19 protein-coding genes are annotated in these 20073 nt (G+C 66.2%); 2 read left to right on the top strand and 17 right to left on the bottom strand.

All coding sequences use genetic code 11. From position 1 onward, the window contains the following. On the bottom strand, positions 1 to 2277 hold the full coding sequence (locus tag BUA36_RS25535; RefSeq protein WP_072788836.1) for a glycosyltransferase family 9 protein: 2277 nt from the start codon (positions 2275 to 2277) through the stop codon (positions 1 to 3). 142 nt (positions 2278 to 2419) lie between these two features. Between BUA36_RS25535 and waaF the strand changes: the two genes are divergently transcribed. Both waaF and BUA36_RS25545 read left to right on the top strand, forming a co-directional pair. Beyond that, entirely contained in the window at positions 2420 to 3487 is a 1068-nt protein-coding gene (gene waaF / locus BUA36_RS25540; protein WP_267875123.1) for a lipopolysaccharide heptosyltransferase II, read from the top strand. Positions 3488 to 3546: 59 nt separating this feature from the next. Beyond that, a complete protein-coding gene (locus BUA36_RS25545; protein WP_072788838.1) occupies positions 3547 to 5085 on the top strand; it encodes a sensor domain-containing diguanylate cyclase in 1539 nt (512 codons plus the stop codon). Here BUA36_RS25545 and BUA36_RS25550 read toward each other — a convergent pair. The 16 genes from BUA36_RS25550 to BUA36_RS25625 form a co-directional block, all read right to left on the bottom strand. Further along, positions 5082 to 5792, bottom strand: coding sequence for an alpha/beta hydrolase (locus tag BUA36_RS25550; protein WP_084560342.1), 711 nt, complete (start codon positions 5790 to 5792; stop codon positions 5082 to 5084). The genes BUA36_RS25545 and BUA36_RS25550 overlap by 4 nt on opposite strands. After that, positions 5777 to 7525, bottom strand: coding sequence for a methyl-accepting chemotaxis protein (locus BUA36_RS25555; protein WP_072788840.1), 1749 nt, complete (start codon positions 7523 to 7525; stop codon positions 5777 to 5779). Before BUA36_RS25555 ends, BUA36_RS25550 begins: the two co-directional genes overlap by 16 nt. Before the next feature lie 21 nt (positions 7526 to 7546). Beyond that, the gene (locus BUA36_RS25560; RefSeq protein WP_072788842.1) at positions 7547 to 9487 is read right to left on the bottom strand and encodes an Ig-like domain-containing protein; all 1941 of its coding nucleotides are present in this window, start codon (positions 9485 to 9487) and stop codon (positions 7547 to 7549) included. A gap of 34 nt (positions 9488 to 9521) precedes the next feature. After that, positions 9522 to 10460 carry a type II secretion system F family protein gene (locus BUA36_RS25565; RefSeq protein WP_072788844.1) on the bottom strand — a complete coding sequence of 313 codons (939 nt, stop codon included), beginning with the start codon at positions 10458 to 10460 and terminating at the stop codon, positions 9522 to 9524. Positions 10461 to 10469: 9 nt separating this feature from the next. After that, entirely contained in the window at positions 10470 to 11444 is a 975-nt protein-coding gene (locus tag BUA36_RS25570) for a type II secretion system F family protein (protein WP_072788846.1), read from the bottom strand. A 2-nt stretch (positions 11445 to 11446) separates the two neighbouring features. After that, the gene (locus BUA36_RS25575) at positions 11447 to 12802 is read right to left on the bottom strand and encodes a TadA family conjugal transfer-associated ATPase (RefSeq protein WP_084560343.1); all 1356 of its coding nucleotides are present in this window, start codon (positions 12800 to 12802) and stop codon (positions 11447 to 11449) included. A gap of 19 nt (positions 12803 to 12821) precedes the next feature. Continuing rightward, on the bottom strand, positions 12822 to 13991 hold the full coding sequence (locus tag BUA36_RS25580) for a CpaE/TadZ family protein (RefSeq protein WP_072788848.1): 1170 nt from the start codon (positions 13989 to 13991) through the stop codon (positions 12822 to 12824). 25 nt (positions 13992 to 14016) lie between these two features. Continuing rightward, positions 14017 to 14277, bottom strand: a complete 261-nt coding sequence (locus BUA36_RS25585) for a hypothetical protein (protein WP_072788851.1) — start codon at positions 14275 to 14277, stop codon at positions 14017 to 14019. A gap of 8 nt (positions 14278 to 14285) precedes the next feature. After that, positions 14286 to 15920, bottom strand: a complete 1635-nt coding sequence (locus BUA36_RS25590) for a type II and III secretion system protein family protein (protein ID WP_072788853.1) — start codon at positions 15918 to 15920, stop codon at positions 14286 to 14288. Between the two features lie 18 nt (positions 15921 to 15938). Then, entirely contained in the window at positions 15939 to 16808 is an 870-nt protein-coding gene (gene cpaB, locus BUA36_RS25595; RefSeq protein WP_072788854.1) for a Flp pilus assembly protein CpaB, read from the bottom strand. Continuing rightward, positions 16805 to 18211: an ATP-binding protein gene (locus BUA36_RS25600; protein ID WP_072788857.1), complete on the bottom strand. Its 1407-nt coding sequence runs from the start codon at positions 18209 to 18211 to the stop codon at positions 16805 to 16807. Before BUA36_RS25600 ends, cpaB begins: the two co-directional genes overlap by 4 nt. Before the next feature lie 8 nt (positions 18212 to 18219). After that, positions 18220 to 18795: an A24 family peptidase gene (locus tag BUA36_RS25605; protein ID WP_072788859.1), complete on the bottom strand. Its 576-nt coding sequence runs from the start codon at positions 18793 to 18795 to the stop codon at positions 18220 to 18222. Positions 18796 to 18961: 166 nt separating this feature from the next. Further along, entirely contained in the window at positions 18962 to 19129 is a 168-nt protein-coding gene (locus BUA36_RS25610) for a Flp family type IVb pilin (RefSeq protein WP_072788862.1), read from the bottom strand. Between the two features lie 159 nt (positions 19130 to 19288). After that, positions 19289 to 19438, bottom strand: coding sequence for a Flp family type IVb pilin (locus BUA36_RS30460; protein ID WP_202413753.1), 150 nt, complete (start codon positions 19436 to 19438; stop codon positions 19289 to 19291). A 185-nt stretch (positions 19439 to 19623) separates the two neighbouring features. Further along, positions 19624 to 19791 (bottom strand): Flp family type IVb pilin, encoded by a 168-nt coding sequence (locus BUA36_RS25620; RefSeq protein ID WP_072788865.1) that lies wholly within the window; start codon positions 19789 to 19791, stop codon positions 19624 to 19626. A gap of 39 nt (positions 19792 to 19830) precedes the next feature. Beyond that, entirely contained in the window at positions 19831 to 19998 is a 168-nt protein-coding gene (locus BUA36_RS25625) for a Flp family type IVb pilin (RefSeq protein WP_072788867.1), read from the bottom strand. Positions 19999 to 20073 lie beyond the last annotated feature (75 nt).

The following is a 20073-nucleotide window of genomic DNA, read 5'->3' on the forward strand; positions in this document are numbered from 1 at the left end:
TCAGGCCGCTGGCGCCAGCTGTTCGGCGCGCCAGCCCTGGATCACGGCCAGCACCTGCTGTGGCGTGATGGCCAGCATGCAGCTGCACTGGGCCGGATCGGCGCAGTGGCCGCAGGACGGCTCATTGACCAGATTGTGGGCGCGCTGGCCCAGCGCGGCCCAGCGCACCGGGTCGATCGGCTTGAGCGGCGGGAACAGGCCCACCACCGGGCGCCCCAGTGCGGCAGCCAGGTGCAGCGGCCCGGTGCCGCTGGCCACCAGGCCATCGCAGCCGCCGACCAGCGCGGTAAATGCCGCCAGGTCCAGACGGCCGCACAGATTTTCCACATTCGGCAGGGCCAGCAGCTCCGGCGCCTGCTGCGCCAGCAGTTCGCCCTCGGCCGGGCTGCCCGTGACCAGCACGCGCACACCATCCACCTTGCCCAGCAGGCGCGCCAGTTCGGTGTAATGGGCCAGCGGCCATTCGCGGCCATTGCCGTTCGATTTCGGATGCAGGATCACCTTGAAGCCGGGGCCGGCCAGCACGGCGTCGGCGTCCGGATGGCGCGGGATGTCGAGGCCATACAGTGTCCAGATCTGCTCGCGTTCGGGCACGTAGTCGATGCCCAGTGGCAGCAGCAGCTTGAAGCTGAGCTGGGCTTCGTGCAGGCGCACCCCCAGCGGGCTGGTCAGGTTGACCAGGCGGTTGCAGCTGAGCCAGTGATAAATGCGGCGGGTGCTGCCGATGCGGCGCGCAATGCCGGCGCGGCGCGCGGCCCAGGCCAGTTCGCGGCGCGGGAATGCAAACAGCACGGTGTCGCAGCCGGTCTGTTTCAGTCCGCGCGCCAGGTCCGGTCCGAGCTCTTCCAGCGTCAGCACGCGGTCGACGTGACGGCACTGGGCCACGACGGCGGCGGCGTAGCGGCGGCACAGGAACACGATTTCGGCCTGCGGGTACAGCTGTTTCAGGTAGCCGGCCAGCGGCAGCGTCAGCACCACGTCGCCGATATTGTCGGTGCGTGTGATGAGGATGCGGCGCGGCGTCGGCGCGCTGTGGCGCACCGCCAGGCACATGCCGATCAGGCTGCACACCATCATGACATAAAACACTTTTGGCATCATCAGCCAGAACATCACGTCGGTCAGGCCAAAGCCGATGAAGGCGGCCACCAGCACCACCCCAGCCAGCGCCAGCGGATGCTGGCCCTGGTCCTGGCGGCGCAGTTCGGCCCTGAAGTAGCGCAGCGGCGCGACATACATCATGAGCAGCAGGCTGGCGTCGAGGATGCCGCCGGTGGCCAGGTGGTGCAGCAGGTCGTTGTGGCTGCTGCTGTATTCAAGCGCCGGCGACTGCTGCAGGCGGCCGCTGGCGGCCAGCGCGTGCAGCGCGTTGTCAAAGCCGTCGCGGCCCACGCCCAGCAGCGGGTGTTCCATGAACATCATGACCGAGGCGCGCCACAGTTCCAGGCGGATGCCGACCGATGTGGTGGCGTCGCCCGTGTCGAGGTAGCGGCGCACTTCCATGAGCGCTAGCCAGACGCGGTCGGCAACGCCGGTGGCGGGAATGGCAAACGCCAGCGCCAGCAGGCCCAGCATCAGGGCGCACAGCAGCGGCAGCTTGTTGCCGTACATGCGCTTGCCATAGGTGAGCAGCGGGATCAGCACCAGCGGCAGCGCCAGCCAGCCGCCGCGCGAGCCGGACAGCACCGAGGCCAGCAGGCCGGCCACCAGCGCCAGGCCCGGCAGCCAGTTCAGGCGCACCAGGCGCGGATCGCGGAACGCCGCCAGGCCGCAGGCCGACATCAAACCGGACGCCAGCGCCAGGTCGCCAAAGGTGATCGCGTGGTGGGTGAAGCCGATCGCGCGTTCCATCTGGCCGCTCAGCACCTGGTAGGCCGCCACCGCCGCCGCCAGCAAGGTGGTGATGCACAGGCCCAGCCAGAAGTAGCGGATGCGCGGGCGCAGGTAGTACATGACGCCGATGCAGGACAGGCCAAACAGCAGCCGTGACGGCCCGTCCAGCGTGTGCAGCGGCTGGTGGTCGACCACCATGCGCACCAGCGAGACCAGGAAGTAGAGCAGGAATGCCAGCGTCACGCCCGACAGCTCGCCCCAGTGGCGCAGGTAGCCGCGCAAGACCGGGGTGAAGTGGCGGATAAAGATCAGCAGGATCACCAGTTGCACGGCGCCGAGGCCGGATTTACTGCTCAGCGCGAGGGCCGGCAGGGCAAACAGGAGCGTCGAGGAGGCCGGGCTGCCACTTTCGGTGAGCGGCCGCGAAGAGCTGACAGTATTCATTGGTGCGCGTTAGGGTGATCGACGACGATGATAAATAAAATGATTATAACAGTGGCGCCCGGGGCGGCGATGGCTTGTGGCGGGGGCGGCGATGGGCGATAATCGGCCGATCCGGGCTGCAGCCCTGACGACGAGAGAACGCGTGTCACCCGAAAAAACCGCCAGTGCCGGCGTTACGCCGCGCACGCTGATCATTTCCCCCAACTGGATAGGCGACGCCGTCATGGCGCAACCGCTGTTGCAGCTGCTGCGTGCCGCCCATCCGGAGCGGCCGATCGATGTGCTGGCGCCGCCGGCCGTGTCGCCCGTATGGCGCCAGGTGGCCGAAGTCGATGAGGTGCTGGAAACGCCGTTCCGCCATGGCGCGCTGCAATTGCGCCAGCGCTGGAAGTTCGCGCGCCTGCTGCGCCAGCGCGGCTACGCCGATGCTTACGTGCTGCCCAATACCATCAAGTACGCGCTGATCCCGTGGCTGGCCGGCATCCGCCAGCGCGTCGGCTACAAGGGCGAAAGCCGCTACGGCATGATTAATGTGATGCACCACGACGAACTGCCGCCGCGCCCGATGGTGCCGTTTTATGCGGCACTGGCCAGGCCGCCCGTGACGGTGCAGGGACCGGGCTTGCGCGCCGCGCTGCCGCGGCCGCGCCTGGTGGCCAGCGACGCCCAGATAGCGGCGGTATTCGAGCGCACCGGCCTCGATCCGGCGCGTCCGGTAGTGGCGATGGCGCCCGGCGCCGAGTTTGGCGGCGCCAAGCGCTGGCCGGCGCGCCATTTCGCCAGCCTGGCGCAAGCGGTGCTGGCGCGTGAACCGGCCACGCAGATTGCGCTGCTGGGTTCACCCAAGGACCACGAGGCTTGCGCCGAAGTGGCCGCCGCGCTGCCCGCTGCGGTCGTGTTCAACCTGGCCGGCGTCACCAGCCTGGGCGAAGCGATTGCGCTGCTGGCGCGCACGGCGGCCGTGGTGGCCAACGATTCCGGCCTGCTGCACATCGCCTCGGCGCTGAACCGGCCGGTGCTGGCGCTGTATGGCCCCACCGATCCCGGCCATGCGCCGCCGTTTTCCGATCTGGCGGCGTCGCTGTCGCTGCGGCTCGCGTGCGCCCCATGCAAGCAGCGTGAGTGCCCGCTGGGCCACCAGGACTGTATGGTGAAACTGACGCCGGAACTGGCCTGGCAGAGTCTGCGGCCCATGCTGGCAGCAGCTTGAGCGGCACAGCCACCCGATTTGCGGTATAAAGCAGAGATAGCAACGCTCTGCGTTTCAATATGTTCAAGCGCTATTCCATCACCTTCTGGGCCACTGTGTTTGTCACGGTGGTTTGCCTGTCACTGGTCGCCCTCGATGTGTGGCGCAGCATCGACGCGCGCAGCGGCCAGCTGCAGGAGATGGAACGCCTGAGCGCCAACGTGGCGCGCGCCATGGCGCAGCAGGCCGACGACACCATCAAGGCGGCCGATACCTCGCTGGCCGACATTGTCGAACGCATCGAGACCGAAGGCCAGGATGGCAAGGTGCTGGCGCGCGTGCAAAAGCAGATGGCGGTGCAGGTCGAGAATCTGCCGCAGCTGGTGGGCCTGTTTGTCTACGATGAGCGCGGCCGCTGGGTGGTCAATTCGCGTGGGGTGCTGAACCAGGCCTACAACAACGCCGACCGCGAATATTTCATTTATCACCGCAACCATGCCGACCGCGGCCCGCATGTGGGCAACCCGGTCATCAGCCGCTCCACCGGCAAGTGGATCATGCCGGTGTCGCGCCGCCTGAACCGGGCCGACGGCAGTTTTGGCGGCGTGGTGCTGGCCACGCTGGACATCGATTACTTCCGCCGTTTCTACCAGAGCTTTGACGTCGGCGCGCGCGGCGCAGTGGCGCTGGTGGCCAACACGGGTGTGCTGATGCTGCGCCAGCCGTTTGACAGTGAACGGGTGGGCGGCAGCATGCGCGACAGCGAATTGTTCCGCCACTATGCGGTGCTGAGCGGCGCCGCGCGCACCGGCAGCGCCTTCTTGCACTCTTTCCACGATGGCGAGGTGCGCCTCAACAGCTATCGCCCGCTGGAGCACTATCCGCTGTTCGTCTCGGCGGCGTTGTCGCGTGAAGAGATGCTGGAGCGCTGGCGGCGCGACACCTTCACGCGCTCGGTCGGCGTGGTGGTGCTGGCCGCGCTGATCGGTTTCTTTGGCAAGCGGCTGGTGGACCAGATCCGCCTGCGCGCGCAGACCGAGGCGGCATTGCGCGAGGCGCGCGACGCGCTGGAAAGCGCCAACCGCACGCTGGAGCGGCAGGCCATGCAGGACGGCCTGACCGGGCTGGCCAACCGGCGCCAGTTCGATGTCACGCTGGGCAATGAATTCAGCCGCGCCACGCGCCATGCGGATACGCTGGCCTTCATCATGATCGATGTCGATTACTTCAAGCAGTACAACGATGTCTATGGCCACAGCGCCGGCGACGAAGTGCTGCGCGCCGTGAGCAAGCTGATACGCGCGCTGACGCCCAAGCGCCCCGGCGACCTGACCGCGCGCTACGGCGGCGAGGAAATCGGCATCCTGCTGCCGAATACCGACATTGAGGGCGCGCAGGCGGTGGCCGAGCGCATCCGTCTCGCTGTCGAGCAGTTGCAGATGCCGCACAGCGGCAGTCCGCTGGGCCAGGTGACGCTGAGTTCCGGCGTGGCCACCATGTCGCCCAAGCGTGGCGTGCACGCGGCGTCGATGCTGGTGGAGGCAGCCGACAAGGCGCTGTATGTGGCCAAGTCGGCCGGGCGCAACCGCGTCTGCCTGGCGCCGCCGGTCGACGACTAGCGCGTCGCCAGCTGCTGCAGCGCGGCGCGCGCAACCGGCGGCGACACGATGTGGGCGCCGTCGAATTCCTGGTACTCGACCGCATAGCCTTCCTGCGCCAGCCGCTGGGCGATCGCCTGGCCGCGCTGTACCGGCAGCACCGGATCATCCTTGCCGTGGGCGACAAAGATGCGCGGCTGCCCCTGGCGCCGCAGCGGCGACATGAAGCCCGGCGAGAACGCCAGGATGTCGCTGAACAGATCGCCGTTCATGAGTCCCACGGACAGTGCGTAGGAGGCGCCGTCGGAAAAGCCGGCGATGGCCATGGCCTGTTGATCCACCTCGTAGCGCTGCATGGTCCACAGCAGCGTGCGGTCGAGGAAGGCCAGGTCAGGGCCGTAGCCGCCGCGCAGGAAGTCCCAGCTGGTCCCGGCCGACGCGGGCATCAGCAGCAGCCCGCCGTGGCGGACCGCATACGCCAGCGCGATGTGGTCGGCGCCGCCGTGCTGGCCACCGGCGCCGTGCAGCAGCACGAGCAGCGGCAGCAACTGGCCGTCGGCGTGCGGCGGCACGTGCAGGATGGCGCTGCGGCCGTCGGCAAACGACAGCTGGTGCGTGCCGGTTTCCAGCGGCGGCTGGCGCTGGTGGGCGATCTGCCGCAGGATATCGGGCCGCGCATGCAGGCAACCGTCGGCATAGGGCGCTGGCTGGTTCAGAATTCCTCCCACTCGTCGCCGCCGGCTTTGGTGGTGCTACGGGGCGCACGTGCTGCCGGTGCCGATGCAGCGGCCGGCGCTGTAGGTGCGGCAGGCGCGGACAATGCGGCAGCCTTGGCGCGTGCCGGCTGGGCTGGCGCCAGGCGCGGCGCGGCCGGGCTGGCCGGCGGCGCGCTGACCGCCGCCGCATAGCGCGTATCGAGCTTGAACACGCTGACCACATGGGCCTGGCTGGCCGCCTGCTCCTGCAGCGCGGCGGCTGCAGCGGCGGCCTGTTCGACCAGGGCGGCGTTCTGCTGCGTCACATTGTCCATCTGGCTGATGGCCTGGTTGATCTGCTCGATGCCGGCGATCTGCTCTTCGCTGGCCGAGGCAATGTCCTGCATGATGGTGGTGACGCGTTGCACGCTGCCGACGATTTCTTCCATCGTGATACCGGCCTGTTCGACCAGCTTGCTGCCGGCATCCACCTTGTCGACCGAATCCACAATCAGCGCCTTGATCTCCCTGGCCGCGGCCGCGGAACGCTGCGCCAGCGTGCGGACCTCGGAGGCCACCACCGCAAAGCCGCGTCCCTGTTCGCCGGCGCGCGCCGCCTCCACGGCCGCGTTGAGCGCCAGGATATTGGTCTGGAACGCGATGCCGTCGATGACCGAAATAATCTCGACGATGTTCTGCGACGAGGCGCTGATCGACTGCATGGTTTCCACCACCTGCGCCACCACCGCGCCGCCCTTGCTGGCCACTTCCGAGGCGGACGCCGCAAGCTGGTTGGCCTGGCGCGCATTGTCGGCGTTCTGCTTGACGGTGCCGGTCAGCTCTTCCATGGACGATGCGGTTTCCTCGAGCGAGCTGGCCTGCTGCTCGGTGCGCGTCGACAGGTCCTGGTTGCCGCGTGCGATTTCGCTGGTGGCAGTGGCAATCGTGTCGGTGCCGCGCCGTACTTCGCCCACGATGTTGAGCAGGCTCTGGTTCATATCGCCGAGCGCCTGCAGCATCTGGCCGGTCTCGTCTTGCGAGCGCGCCTCGATGTGGCTGCGGAGGTCACCGCTGGCCACGGTGCGTGCGATGCGGACGGCATCGCTGAGCGGGCCGACGATGCTGCGGCTCAGTATCCATGCCAGCGCGGTGGCCAGCACAATGGTCAGCAGGCCGCCAATGATGATGGTGTTGGCGGTCAGGCTTTGCAGCGAGGCGGCGTCGGCGGCGCGCTTGCCCAGCAGCGCCGCTTCCGCACCGCTGATCTCGTCGAGCAGCGCGCGCATGCTGTCCATGCCGGCGCGGCCGCGGCCTTCGCGTTCAAAGTTCAGCAGCGGATCGATGCTGGCGCCATCGTTGGCCTTGGCGCGCATGGCCAGCGCCGGTTCGATGGCGCTGGCATACCAGGCCTGCTGCGCCTGTGCCAGCTTTTGCAGGCGCTCCTGCTGGGTGGGATTGTCGGCGGTCAGCTTGCGCGCCTGCTGCAGGTGGGCCTCAAACGCGCTCTTGCCGGCGTTGAGCGGCGCCAGCGACGCCTGTTCGCCCGTGAGCGCGTAACCGCGTTCACCGGTTTCCATATTGATCAGACTGGCCAGGATGGACTGGGTTTCCGCCATCACTTCGTGCGTATGGTTGTTCCAGCCATTGGCCTGGACCAGGCGCTCGAAGTTGGTATAGGCGCTGCCCAGCAGCACCGCCAGAATCACGACCACCGCGCCAAAGCCCAGGTAGAGCTTGCGGGTGATGCCAAAGTCGGAGAATCGCATGGTGATACCTCCAGTGAATCGTTAATCCGTCACGGGGAAGCTCGCTTGGGTGACGGTGCCGTTAGGCGTGGTGATGGTGATATTCAGTACACCGCTGGTGTTGATGTTGCCGCAGGTGAGTGCGGTGGTTTGCGAGGCATCGCTGATCATGGCCACGGTGTAGACCCAGTTGCTGGAATCGGCGCCGTTGCCGTTGGCCACCACCACGTTGGACGGGCTTTGCAGCAGGCCATTGGAGGCGGTGAACGCAATGCGTGTCCCGGCCGGCAGCGGATTGCCGGGACGATCGGCCTGCCACAGCGCATCGCCAGCATGCTGCGCTCTGCGGTTGGTGGCAAACACGGTCGGGTTGTTGTCACGGATGGCGAAGTAGAAGGAATGCGTGTTGTTGGTGAAGGCGGTACCGTCGGTGCAATGGTCGAGCGCCAGCGTGTTGCTGCCGCTGCCGCCGCCATTGAGCAGCGTGATGGCGGGCGTGCTGTTGGACAGCACCATCACCAGCGACTGCCGCACATGCACGCTGTTGGCCGCGCCGCTGGCGGGGGCGGTTTGCAGCACGCCATTGTAGCGGCCATCGCCGCTCAGGTCCCAGCTGCCGTTGCCATTGGTGTCGATGTACTGCTCGCCGCTGGCGCGCGTGGTGTTGCCGGTGACGAAAGCGTCGTCGATGCCGTTGGCATTGGCGTCGGTGACGGCGCGGTCGTTGCGGAACGGTTCGCCGAGGTCGGTGTAGGCTTCGCCGGCGTCGTAGCGGTTGTTGCCGTTGGCGTCTACAAAGCTCTCTTCGCCGAGCGCGTAGGCCAGTACGGTGACGCGGCCATCGGCCGGGCGCGGATTGCCGGCGCAGAAGCGCACCGTGCATTCGCCCGGCGTGCCTTTCTGCGTGATGACGGTGCCGTCGGTCAGCGTGGTTTGCGTGAGGCCGGTCAGGCAGGAGGCGTCTATGCTGCCGCCTTCGGCCGTGAAGCTGACTGCGGTGCCGTCGGGCACCGGATTGTGGAAGTGGTCCGCCAGGCGCGCAGTGATGTTGGTGCCGGTGGGGGCGGTGCAGCCGTTGAACTGGCCGCCTTCCACATTCAGGATGGCGGCGCTCAGCGAGAAGCTGTTCTGTTCAGCCACGCCAGTGGAGACCACCAGCTGGTCGGACACGGTGCTGATGGTGCTGCCGCTCAGTGTCGCCGTCACGCGCACCGGCGTGTTGATGGTGCCGGAAGCGATGCTGGTGGTGACCAGGCCGGCCGGGCTGCTGACCGCGCTGGCCGGGGTCAGCGTCAGGCCGCCGACCGTGGTGTTGAGCGCGAAGTTGACCTGCTGGCCGCCCACCACATTGCTGCTGGTGTCCATGACCTTGAAGGTGACGGTCGCGGTTTCCTGGCGTCCGGCGCCGCCCGTGCCCTTGAGTGCGATGTTCTGCGGCAGCGCCGAGACGAACACCAGCTGGCTGGCGCTGGCGGCCGGCGCCGCGCTGATGCTGTAGTTGGCGCTGACCGTGAGCGGCGTCGACGCCACGCTGGCGCTGGCGGTGACCACATAGCCGCCGGCCGCGCTGGCGGCGCCGGGGCTGAGCTTGATGGTGGCCTTGCCGCTGCCGTCGGTGACGGTGGCGCCGCCGGCCGAGGAGAACACGGCGTTCTTGTCGGTGCTGGTGAAGGTGACGGTGGTATTGGGCACGGCGGCCGCGTTGGCGTCCTGGAGCACGGCCGTCAGCGTGGCGCTGCCGCCCGGCGCCAGCGTGGTGAGCGTAGCGCCGCTGGCGTCCAGCGCGGTCATGGTCAGCGTCGGCTTGCCGGCCGGCGTGGTGGGATTGCTGGTGCCGCAGCCCGGCAGCTTGGGGTCGCGGTTGGGATCGATGACGCTGCAGCCGCCGTTGCTGCCGCCACCGCCGCCGCAGGCGGCCAGCAGCAGCGTGTACATCAGGGCCAGCAGATAACGTGGGAGGCAGTCGATCCAGCGCAAAGTCATGGTTACTCCTGATGTGGTCTATCGGGTCTATCGGTCAATTGGTGCCGGCCATGGCGGGCAGCAGGTTGCGGTACAGGTTCAGCATCGCCGGCCCCAGCAGCACCACCAGCAGGCTCGGGAAGATGAAGAAGATCAGCGGGAACAGCAGCTTGAGCGAAATCTTGGCCGCGTGTTCCTCGGCGCGCTGGCGGCGCTTGGTGCGCAGCTGTTCGGACTGCACGCGCAGCGAGTCGGCAATACTGGTGCCGAAGCGGTCGGCCTGGATCAGCATGGTGACCAGCGCATCGACGTCTTCGACGCCGGTGCGCAGCGCCAGGTTGCGCAAGGCTTTGTCCTTGGCGCTGCCGGCGCGCAGCTCCAGCGTCACCAGCTGCATTTCCTCGGCCAGCACCACGCTTTTGAGGCCGATCTCGTTGGCCACGCGCGCCAGCGCCGCATCCATTGCCAGGCCCGCTTCCACGCACACGGTCATGAGGTCGAGCGCGTCGGGGAAGCTTTCAAAGATGTCGCGCTGGCGGGTCTTGACCACGTGGTTGAGCACGACGTTGGGCAGGTAGTAGCCGAGGCCGCCCGCGACCACCATCCACAGCATCTTGACGTTGCCGTCGGTGGCCACCGCCTTGCTGCTCAGGTAAAGGAATACGATCAGCGGCAGCAGCACGGCCAGCCCGGTTTTACCGGCAAAGAACAGCGCCGGCGTGGACGGCGTGCGCCAGCCGGCGTTGATGAAGCGCATGCGCACCGGCGAGTTTTCCCAGCCCTCGGTCGGCAGCGACAGGCGCGCCAGCGGCGCCGCCAGGTTGACGATGGCGTCGATCCACACGGCGCTCTTGCGCGTGACCTGGCTTTGTTCGCGCAGCGCTTCCAGCCGGTCCTTGACGGGATTGGCGGTGAACAGGCGCACCGCCAGCACCACGCCGCCAAACACGGCAATGAACACCACGAGCAGGAACATGAGCTGGACGATGGTCATGGCCGCCTCTCAGATCCGGATGGTGGTGATCTTGCGGATCGCCAGCATGCCAATCACCATCAGCGTGGCGGCCACGCCCAGCATCTTGCGCCCGCCTGGATCGGTGAACAGCACTTCGAGCGAACCGGGATTGACCACCGACACCAGGCCGCCCACTGCAAACGGCATCAGGCCCAGCACCCAGGCCGACATGCGGCCTTCGGCCGACATCACCTTCACCTGGCCCAGCAGCTTGAGGCGGTCGCGGATGATGGCGCTGATCGAGGCCAGCAGGTCGGTCAGGTTGCCGCCCGTCTCGCGCTGGATCAGCACGGCGATGACGAAGTAGCGCAGGTCGGTGCTGGGCACGCGCAGCGCCAGGTTCATGAGCGCGTCCGGCATCGACACGCCGAAGTTCACCTCATCAAACACGATGCGGAATTCGGCGCCCAGCGGGTCCGGGATTTCCTCGCCCACCATCTTGAGCGCGGTGGGGAAGGCGTGGCCGGCGCGCATCGCGCGGCCCATCATGTCAAGCGCGTCGGGCAGCAGCGATTCTATCCGCAGGATGCGCTTGCGCTTGGCGCGCATGGCTTCCAGCACCGGCAGCGCAGCCACCACGCCGCCCAGCGCCAGCATGCCGAACCACGGCAACCGCAGCGAGACGGCCAGGATAAAGCCGACCAGGAAGCAGCCGGTCATGAGCGCGCTGAGCTGGGCGGTGCTCATGCTGCGGCCGGTTTGCAGCAGCAGCCGGTCCAGCTTCTGGATGCCGGGGATGCGTGTCAGCAGCTGCTGGACGCCGGGATCGTGCGACAGCGTGCGCTCCTTGGTGATGGAGACCGCCAGTTCGCTGCCGCTGTCACCGATCGCATTGCGCAGGCGGCGCGCGATGCGTTCCGCCTCCGGGCCGCGCGTGCTGTTCCAGCCGACGTAAGCGCCCCACACCAGCAGCGCCACGGCGGCAAAGATCAGGATGATGAACAGCAGCAGCCGCAGGTCCATGGTCAATACCCCGACGGATCGAACGCGGTGGAGGCGATGTTGACGCCGAAGTTGCGCAGCCGTTCGATGAAGCGCGGGCGGATGCCGGTGGCCGTGTGGTGGCCCAGCACCTTGCCGTCGTCGGCCAGGCCGGTCTGCTTGAAGGCGAAGATTTCCTGCATGGTGATGATTTCGCCCTCCATGCCCGTCACTTCCTGGATCGACATGACCTTGCGCTTGCCGTCGGTGAGGCGCGAGACCTGGATCACCACGCCGACCGCAGAGCTGATCTGCTGGCGCATGGCCTTGGTGGGCAGGTTGGAGGCGGCCATCGACACCATGTTCTCGAGCCGCGTGAGGCCGTCGCGCGGGGTGTTGGCGTGGATGGTGGCCATCGAGCCTTCGTGGCCGGTGTTCATGGCGCCCAGCATGTCCAGCGCTTCGGCGCCGCGCACCTCGCCCAGGATGATGCGGTCGGGCCGCATGCGCAGCGCATTGCGCACCAGCGCGCGCTGCGTGACTTCGCCCTTGCCCTCGATGTTGGGCGGGCGGGTTTCCAGCCGCACCACGTGCGGCTGCTGCAGCTGCAGCTCGGCCGCGTCTTCGATCGTGACAATCCGTTCGTTCTGGCTGATGAAGCCGGAGATCACATTGAGCATGGTGGTCTTGCCGGAACCGGTGCCGCCCGAGATCACGATGTTGACCTTGGCCTTGCCCAGGCCTTGCAGCACTTCGGCCATGTCGGCCGTCATGCTGCCGTAGGCCACCAGGTCGGCCAGGCGCAGCGGGTCGGCGGAAAAGCGGCGGATCGACATGATCGGGCCATCGATCGCCAGCGGCGGGATGATGGCGTTGACGCGCGAGCCGTCCGGCAGGCGCGCGTCCACCATGGGGCTCGATTCGTCGATGCGGCGGCCCACGCGCGAGACGATCTTGTCGATAATCTTCATCAGGTGGGCGTCGTCGCTGAAGGTGACGTCGGTGAGTTCCAGCTTGCCGCGCCGCTCGACATAGATCTGGCGGTAGGTGTTGACCAGGATGTCGGACACGGTGGGGTCTTCCAGCAGTGGCTCGAGCGGGCCGAAGCCCAGCATCTCGTTCTGGATGTCGCGCGTCAGGTTTTTGCGCTCGGCATCGTTGATGACCACCGCGTCTTCTTCCAGCAGTTTCTCGACCAGGTTGCGCAGCTCGGAGCGGATCTGGTCCTGGGTCAGCCGTTGCAGGCTTTCCAGGTCCACGCGGTCGAGCAGCGCCGCATGCAGGCGCTGCTTGAGCTTCTGGTAGGCGCGGTTGTCGATGCCGCCCTGCACGCGCTGGCCGGAACCGCGGATGTCGGTATTTTCCAGCCGTTCGCGCAGGGAGACAGGTGTGGTGCTCATGATGCGTTCCTTTGCTTACTCATTTACGCAGGCCCAGCTTGCCCAGCCAGCCGCCGCCTTGCTGGGGCGGCGCCGCTTCGCCGCTGAGCTTGCGCGCGAGTTCGGCCAGCGACTGGCTCAGCGGCGCGTTGGGCGACAGCTGCAGCACCGGCACGCCCTGGTTGACCGAAGCGGCGGCGGCGTCGTAGTTGTTGGGCATGGTGAAGGAAATCTCGGCGTCAAACGCGCTCTCCAGGTCTTTCAGGCGGATCTCGCTGTTCTTGTCGTGGCGGTTGACGATGAGCTGGATCTTCTCCTTGCCGTATTCCAGCGAGCGGAACACATTGAGCAGGCGCTTGCTGTCGCGGATGTAGGGCAGCGTGGTTTGCAGGATGGGGAAGATCATGTCGGCATGGTCGAGCGCGCGGATGCTGACCGCGTCCAGGCTGCGGCCGACGTCGAGCAGCACGAAGTCGTACTGGCGGCGGGCCAGCTTGAGGATGGCGTCAATGTGGTCGGGCTTGACGTCGTTGGCGTGCGCCGGGTCGGACGGCGCCGCCAGCACGCCATAGTTGGACGTGATGCTGAGCATGGACGACGTCAGGAACGACGGGTCGAGCCGGTGGATTTGCTGCGCCACATCGCTGAGCGTGGCCAGCGGCTTGTGGTCGGAGACGAACAGCGAGGCGTCGCCGAATTGCAGGTTCATGTCGATGAGCGCGACCTTCTGCTTGCCGCTGGCGGCCAGCGCGTAGCCGAGGTTGGTGGCCAGGAAGGTGGCGCCGCTGCCGCCCTTGCACGAGATGAAGGCCAGCACCTTGCCCTGCGTCTGGCCGCGCCGCTCGAGTTTTTCGGCGATGCGTTCCATGGCCGGGTACAGCGCCGAACTGGTGACGGGCGAGGGCAGCACTTCGCGCACGCCGGCGCGCATGGCTTGCAGCAGGAATTGCGGGTCCTGGTCCGGCGTCAGCACCACGCAGGCGATGTTGGGATGCTGGGCCGAGAAGCGTTCCAGCTGTTCCATGTCGTCCTCGCCGGCTTGCGGGCGGTCGACGATGAGCACGTCGGGCAACTGCTCGTCGTTCAGCGCGGCGGTGCGGCCGACCGCGCCGGCCAGCTGGTCGATTTCATCGGACGCCGAGCGCGCGCGCAGCAGGCGCATGAGCTCGGCCAGGTGGCGTTCATCGCGGGATATGACGGTGATCTTCAAGTGAGGCGCTCCTTGCGTTGCTGCTTCAGCGCTTGCTGCCGACGCCGATGGTAAAGCCGTTGCCCTGGTCTTCCCGGTTGATGAAAGACTGCTGGTAGTTCTGGTAGGCCGCCGCTGCCGCCGGCGCATCGAGGCCGTTGACGGGGCGGCGGTCCTGGCCTGCCTGCGGGTTGATCGTCTGCTGTGCGCGCATCAGCCGCAGGCTGTCGCCGAACTGGCGGTCCAGACGCGGCGAGGTGCCGCAGGCGGTCAGCAGCATGGCGAGCAGGAGTAGGGGATATCGCATGGCGCCTCCTAGTGGTCGCCGCCGGATGGCGTGGTGGCCGGGGCCGCTGGCGCTGCCGGTGCGGGCGCCGGTGCGCTTGCCGGTGCAGCGGGTGCGCGGCCTTCCAGCTTACCGTTGAGGAAGAAGTCAAAGCGGTTGGGCGGCACATAGTCGTCGGTGGGCAGCTTGTGGTCGGGCGGCAGCGGCTGCGCCAGGTGCGGCGTGACGATGAACACGAGTTCGGTGCGGTCGTTCTGGAAGTCGCTGCTGCGGAACAGTGCGCCCAGGATCGGAATTTCACCGAGGCCGGGGAAGGCCTTGATGCTGCTGGTGACGTTGTTCTTGATCAGGCCGCCGATGGCAAAGCTCTGGCCGTCAAACAGCTGCACGGTGGTGCTGGCGCGGCGCGTGGTGAACGAGGGCAGCACGGCGGTGGCGGTGCTGCCGGTGGCGCTGATGCCGATGCCTTCGCGGTTGAGTTCAGACACTTCGGGCGTCACGCGCAGATTGATGCGGCCGTTGTCGAGCACGGTGGGGGTGAACTTGACGGCGATGCCATACTCTTTTTCTTCCAGCGTGACTTGCGGCGTGCCAGCCGTATTGTTCTGCGACACGGGAATGAAGATCTTGCCGCCCGCGAGGAAGCTGGCCTCCTGGCCGCTAATCGCCATCACGGTGGGTTCGGCCAGCACCTTGACCAGGCCGTCGTTCTTTTGCGCGTCCAGCGTAACGAACTTGCCGCTCTTGTTGTTGAAGGCGTCGATCTTGCTGGGATTGCCGCTGAGCAGATTGGACAGCATGGTGTAGGTCCAGCTGCCGCGCGTGCCGTTGAGGCCGACGCTGGCGCCGAGCTGGTCGACCAGGGTTTTGGACACCTCGGCAATTTTCACTTCCAGCATCACCTGCTGCGGCGCGGCGATGGCCAGCATATTGACCACGCGGCCGCTGCTGCTGCTGCTGCTGCCGCCCTGCGACAGGCCGGACATCGGGTCCATGGCGGCCTGGAAGGCGGCGCCGGCCGCTGCGCCGGAAGCGGCGGTAGGCGCGCCGCCGCCTGCTGCCGCCTGGGCTGCCTGCGCGGCCGCGTCGGGCGTGGCGGCATTGCCCTGGTTGCCGCTGCGCGCGTTGCGCTGCAAATAGGCGCTGGCCACGGTGACGATCTGCGACGCCCGCACCGCATCGGCCACGGTGCCGGACAGGATCAGCGAATTGCCGGAGACGGTGATGCGGATGTCGCGCTCATTCGGGAACAGCTCGGTGAACTGCTGGCGCAGCGCGGCGGTGTCGAGGCCGACGGTGATGTCGATGACGCTGGCCTGGTTGGCGCGGTTCCAGACGATGAGGTTGGTGGCGCCGGTGGTCTTGCCCAGCATGTAGATTTCGCTGGGATTGAGCAGGATGACGTCGGCAATCTTGGCGTCGCCGACGGCCACGCGCGCGGCGGGCGAGGGCAGGCGCATCAACGTAGACTTGCCGGCCGAGAGCGTGATCTCCTTGGCCAGTTCCATGCCGGGGGCGGCGGTGGCGGCGGGTGGGGCAGCGCCGGCCGCGCCTAACGCGGCCGGCGCTGCGGCGCCCAGCAGGGCGGCGAGGGCGACTTGGGCCACGAGGGCCGAGGCCCGCAGCGGCGTCGTGGGGAAAGGCGCAGAAGATACGTTGCTCAAGTCGCGTTCTCCGGTGGCTTAAAATTGTTGTGAACTGCGTTCCAGACCCTTGATGACTTCCACCTTGTCGCCGTCGCGCTGCACCTTGGGCAGGGCACGCGCAGCAGCTGGCGCGGCGGCCACCGGTGGCGGCGCCACAGGCGCGGGCACCTCGCGTACCGGTGCGGTGCTGACCGGCACGCCTTCCAGCAGGCTGCTCTTGGTGGCGCCGCCGGTGTTGGCGGAATTCGGATCGATCTGGTTGCGCAGCACCAGCGACAGCGTGCCCACGCTGCGCGCCAGGTCCAGCTTCTCGACCTGCTCCGGCGTAAGTTCCAGCGTGACGGCGTTGACGACTTTCGGCTTGGTATCGTCGCGGTTGGATTCCTGCGCAATCGCCAGCACCAGGATGCGCTCCAGCACGATCTTGGAGATCGCCTGTTCGCGCGTCAGGTTGTCGCCGCGGTTGTCGCTCGAGGTATTGACGAGGATGTCGACATAGTTGCCGGGCAGCGCAAAGCCGGCCACGCCCACCACATCGTTGACGCGCACGGTCATGGCGCGCTTGCCTTCCGCCACCACGGACGACAGGCCGCCTGCGGTGCCGGCCGGCGCCAGCTTGCCTTCGGTGATGGGCTCGCCGCGCTGGATGTTGGAGCGCGTGATGCGCCCTTCGAGCGACTTGGCATCGGTCATCGCGCCGGGCGGTACCGAGCTGGCGGGCCAGTCCACCATGTGCACCAGTTCCGGCGTGAGGCGCGCGCCCATGCTGATGTCCAGCATGGCGACCGCGACCCGGTTGCTGTTGCTGGCCGACTGCCCGGCGATCCATTGCGCTGCCACCACCACGGCTGCCAGCGCCAGAAACAGCGCCACACCGATCATGACCAAAGCCCGAGTATTTCTCATCCCGACCTTCCTTGATTAAGCGGATTGGATTGTTGTTCGCGTCGTTCGCGTTCCTTCTTCTGCTGTTCGGCGGCGACGCGTCGCGCGCCGGCGCCGGCAAAGTAGTTGTGCCAGGCCCAGTCCAGCGAGCGCTGGCTTAACGTGGGCGGCGTGCTTTCGTAGCGGGCCAGGTCGCGCACCTGGCGTATCAGGTCGCGCGGATAGCAGGCCAGCAACGGCGTCTCATCCTTGGCATGCAGACCGCTCAGCAGATAGTCGAAGGCGGCGGTGTCAAATGCAATGCCGTACTGCGCGCAGGCCTGGCGGAACAGCAGCTCATATTCCGCGGGCGATTGCGGCGGTACTTCGATCTTGTATCCCAGCCGGCGGAGGAAGGCGCCATCCGATAAACGTTCCGGCAGAAAGTTAGACGAGAATACCACGACCACATCGAAAGGCACTTGAAAAACCAGTCCGGTGTGCAAGGAAAGATAATCGACGCCACGGTCCATCGGCACGATCCAGCGGTTCATGAGTTCCAGCGGCGAACAGCGCTGGCGGCCCAGGTCGTCGATGATGAAGATGCCGTTGTTGGCTTTCAGATGAGGAGGCGCCTGATACAGCCGCGTGTTGGCGTCAAAGCGCAGGTCCAGCATTTCCAGCGTGAGCTCGCCGCCGGTCAATGCGGTGGGCCGTTGCAGGCCGCGCACCCAGCGCGCATCGAGCGTGCGCAGCAGGTCGCCGCTGTCGTCGGCTGGCGTCGCGCCATTGAGCGGACGGTGCTGCACCGGATCGTAGAAGGGCACGACTTCGCCATCGATCATGATGGCGTAGGGGACGGCGATGGCGCCATGCAGCAGGCCGCACAGGCGTTCCGCCAGATAGGTCTTGCCGCTGCCGGCCAGGCCGTAGATGAACATGGCGCGGCCCGAGTTCATGGCAGCGCCAAGCTGGTCCAGCACCTGCGGGCTGGCGACGACATCGTGGAAAGACGCTTGCACCGCTGCACGCGTGACGTGCAGATGGCGCACGCTTTGCGATTCCATCTGCGCCACATAGGCGGCCAGCGTGACAGGCGCGGGACCGGCGTAGGAGTTGCGGTTGAGGCAGGCGATGGCGCGCTGCATGCCGGCGTCGGTCAGGTGGTAGGTGAGGTCGGCATCGGTGCCGCTGCTGCCGCTGCGCGTGACCTCGCACAGTTTTTCGTTGCGTAAATGCGTCACCAGCGGCGTGATGACGCTGACACTGAGTTTTAAATGGCCAGCCAGTTCCGGCAATCGGACCTGGCCGCGCTGGAACAGCACCTTGCACAGCAGCTCGACCAGGAACAGAAAGGGCAAGCCCGTTTCGTCCGTGGTCCGGGGCGCGCGCGCCTCGGCGGGAGGCGGCAGCGTGGGAGAGTCTGTAGCCTGCTGGGTGTGCATGGTTCCCCTTAGAAGAACAGGCTGCGTCCGGTGCTGGCGCCGAAGATCAGGTAGGGCGCGGCGCCGGCGGCAATCGCTACGGCGTAGGGCAGGCGGCCGCTGGGCGTGGCCGGCGCGTCCATCTTGGGCACTTCGCCCGCGAGCGAGCGCAGCATGCTGTATTTGAGCAGGTGCCAGGTGTTGTACACCATGGGCTTGAGGCGGCCGTTAAAGCCAGCCACCACCAGCGCCAGCACGCCGCCCGCGAGCAGCGTCAACAGCCAGATGCCGGTTACCGCGCCGGGGCCGACAAACGCGCCGATCATGGCCAGCAGCTTGACGTCGCCCGCGCCCAGCGCGCGCATCGCGTACATGGGAAGCAGCAGCAGCAGGCCTACAGCCAGGCCAGCCAGCGCCTTGAGAAAACCGATGCCGCCAAAGACTTGTATGAACAGACCGTCGCCAGGTGGCAACGCCGTGTTCAGGATCAGGCCCAGCACGGCGCCGCCGAAGACCAGGGCATTGGGAATGCGGCGCGTCCGTAAATCGTTCCACACAGCGAGTGCCAGCAGTACACACAGGATAACCAGCGGCAAAAAGGTCATGAGTTCGCCTTATGAAAAGGGAGCAGACAATTGAGTGTATAGAAAATTTCCGGAACGGCGTACACCGTTCCGGAAATTTTTTGCAACTTGCATCTCAGGAGGATTGCCGCCGCTGCCGCTGTCGTTCGACGACAGGCAGGACTGGCTGGCCCAAGGGGCTAATTGCTCAGGACGATTTGATCAGGCCGGAAATGTAGGTCAGCGAGGCGGTCAGCTTGGGACCCAGGATGGCCAGGCCGGCGGTGATGGCGGCGGCGATGGCAGCTGCCATCAGGGCGTATTCGATGGCGGTGATGCCGTCTTCGTCGCGGATGAAGTGTTTGATTGCGTTCATGATGAGCCTCGTTAAAGTTGGTTGAGTGAGAGTGTTTTCTGCTTCAACTAAAACGGGGTTCAGGTTTTAGGTACTGCTGATGTAAGTCATTCTATGCAGCTTGCTGCTGGTGCGCAGCGGACAAACGTCACTTTGTGTCGTGACATTTGTCACGGTGATTCAGGTCTTGGAGCCCAGCACGGCCAGTACCGCAATGAGGATGATGACCGACGCCAGGGCTGCGATCAGCGCGTATTCCAGCAGCGTGGCGCCGTCGTCGTTGCGGACGAAGCGGGCAAGACTGCGGTGAATGAGGGACGTGCGGCGCATTACAGACTCCTGGCTGGGCGAGTGATTCAAAGTCTCATTGTGGCGGGGCGGGAGCGTTTTCACATCGGACAAACGTCATGGCGTGGCGTGACATTTGTCATTATTTTTTGTCTACGTTGCAGGTAAAAAAAATCCGGGCCGAGGCCCGGACAAATACTAGGAGCTTACAACGAGGAGACTGTGAATCAGGAGGACTTGATGAGGCCCGAAATATAGGTCAGCGAAGCGGTGATCTTTGGCCCGAGGATCGCCAGGCCAGCGGTGATCGCGGCGGCGATGGCAGCGGCCATCAGGGCGTATTCGATCGCAGTGATGCCGTCTTCGTCGTGGATGAAATGTTTGATTGCGTTCATGATGCGTCTCCTTGAGAGATAGTCAATGTTGTACGGGGATTACGACGATTTGATCAGACCGGAGATGTAGGTCAGGGAGGCGGTGATCTTTGGTCCCAGGATCGCCAGGCCGGCGGTAATCGCGGCGGCGATGGCTGCTGCCATCAGGGCGTACTCGATAGCGGTGATGCCAGCTTCGTCGTTGATGAACTGTTTGACTGCATTCATGATGAACTCCGTAAGTTAGTTGAGAGAGTGGATGACTTCAACTAAAACGGGGTTCAGGTTTTAGGTACTGCGTTG

The organism is Duganella sacchari (assembly GCF_900143065.1).
In the GTDB taxonomy this organism is placed as follows: Bacteria; Pseudomonadota; Gammaproteobacteria; order Burkholderiales; family Burkholderiaceae_D; genus Rugamonas; species Rugamonas sacchari.